Annotated in this window: 2 protein-coding genes; one reads left to right on the top strand and one right to left on the bottom strand. The window is 43.9% G+C overall.

The features are described 5' to 3' along the window. Positions 1-166 precede the first annotated feature (166 nt). Positions 167-433: a mobilization protein gene (locus tag GVV58_RS15165; protein ID WP_088749624.1), complete on the bottom strand. Its 267-nt coding sequence runs from the start codon at positions 431-433 to the stop codon at positions 167-169. A 209-nt stretch (positions 434-642) separates the two neighbouring features. Between GVV58_RS15165 and mobQ the strand changes: the two genes are divergently transcribed. Continuing rightward, on the top strand, positions 643-1,994 hold a 1,352-nt coding region (gene mobQ / locus GVV58_RS15160; RefSeq protein ID WP_159516859.1), incomplete at its 3' end, for a MobQ family relaxase.

Raw genomic sequence — 1,994 nt, 5'->3', positions numbered from 1 at the left:
ACACCTTGTTTATCGTAATTAGGAATTTTTCCAAAATTAAAATGTACTGGTGACCATTCAGGAGGCTTTCCTAATAGATCTACATTCCAGTGATGTTCAAAGAATAATTCTGTATTACGTATTAACTCATTAAGTGTTGAATCTTCCACTACTCATCTCTCAAAATTTATAGATTAAAAAGCTTTCGGTCACGCTCATCCGTTAAATACTTATCCATCTGAGCAATTAGTTTAGCTCTGGCTTGTTCATCATCTTCAGTGATTTTTAGCATGCAAGATCCGATCAAAATCTTACGTCTGGTATCATCCTTTCGAGCCTGTTCTTTCTCTTTGGCTCGTTCTCTTGCTAGTGCTGCCTGTCTTTGAGCTTTGAGCTGTTTCAGCTTTTCTTCCTGGGCTTTAATTTTGCTGTCTAGTGTTTCAGTAACGCTCATTAATCCAATACCATCATCCTGGGAAACCATCCCTAACATAAGCGCACTTGAATCTGCATTCAAGGTGCTATATGTATAGTAATGTTTTCCTCGAAGAGCGCACTTATGCAAACTACGTTTGCAAGTACGATTGGGGTCTCCCCAATACCCCGACAACCGTATTCACGGTTGTATTTCACGACGTGAAAATTTAAAAGCGAAAAACAGGCATGGCGATTTACCACTTTTCAGTCAAAACCGTAGCACGATCAGCAGGGCGTTCCGCCACTGCTGCAATCGCCTATCGGGCCGGCGAAAAGATCTATTGTGAACGTGAAGGCCGAGAACATGACTACCGCCGAAAAACTGGTGTGGAATACAAAGAAATTTATTTACCCGAAGGCGCACCAGAGCATTTAAAAAACCGGGAAAAACTCTGGAACGAAGTGGAACAACGGGAAACCCGAAAAAACTCGACAGTTGCCCGGGAATTTGAAATCGCTTTTCCAAGTGAATTAAATCAGGAACAACGCCTGGCCATGCTCGAAGAACTATGCGCCAGTATCGTAGACAGACATCAGGTGGCCGTCGATGCCTGTATCCATGCACCGCATACTGGATCCGGCAGCGATGAACGCAATTATCACGCGCATATCCTGATGAGCACACGTAAGCTCACTCCGGAAGGTTTTACTGAGAAAACCCGGGAACTGGATCAGAAACACAGTGGAGAAATTGAACACTGGCGCGAACACTTTGCCGATATCTGCAATATGCACCTGGATCTAGCCGGATACACCGCCCGAGTCGACCACCGCAGCTACAAAGACCAGGAGAATGGCCTGGAAGCGACCCTGCACGAAGGACCGAAAGTCACCGAACTACGCCGAAAAGGGATTGAGACCGAAATCAGCCGCAGCAATGATGAAATCAAACAGAGAAATCAGGCTCAGCTGCAATACGGCAAAAATATGGATCTGCTGATTGCTGAAAATGAGATAAAACTCAGCACACTGAAAACTGAACAGCAGATCCAAATCAAAAATAGCGCTAAAACGCCACCAATTGACGAAAAAGCCCTATTTGAAGAAAAACAGAGGGAAACCCTTGGCAAAGTGCTAAAACGCGAAATCAGCGTAAAAGACGCGAATCTAGACCTGGATTTTATCCAGCGCAATCTAAAACAAGCCGAAATAAACCTGACCAAGCACCACAAACATCAAAACGAGTTCAATCAGCAGCTTGCCCAGGAGATCGTGAAAAGCGGACTCAAGCAAAGTCATGACAAATTGCAAAGCCTAGTCGATCAACACCACGAATTAACCCAGAACAAACCCTTACTGTTTGGAAAAAAAGCCTGGGAAGCCCAACGTGATGCGATTTACCAGGAACACAAAAAGCTGAAAGGTCAGCATGAACACCAGAAAAAACATGGTGTGAAGGATTTATTGGAAAATGAAAAGTTTAAAGAACATGCCTGGAAGCAGTACCAACAAAAACATCCGGCCAAAGCCAAGCAATACCAGACTCTATACCCATCCTATCAAGTCATTAAAAAATGTGTGGATGAGATCAAAGCAGA

It is taken from the genome of Acinetobacter sp. 18QD2AZ41W (genome assembly GCF_009829025.1).
Classification (GTDB): Bacteria; Pseudomonadota; Gammaproteobacteria; order Pseudomonadales; family Moraxellaceae; genus Acinetobacter; species Acinetobacter pseudolwoffii.
The sequence above is the reverse complement of the archived record's forward strand: the minus strand, read 5'-3'. Positions and strand labels throughout refer to the sequence as shown.

Coding starts and splice junctions, on each gene's coding strand:
- GVV58_RS15165 (WP_088749624.1), bottom strand. CDS start 433: ATGAGCGTTACTGAAACACTAGACAGCAAAATTAAAGCCCAGGAAGAA.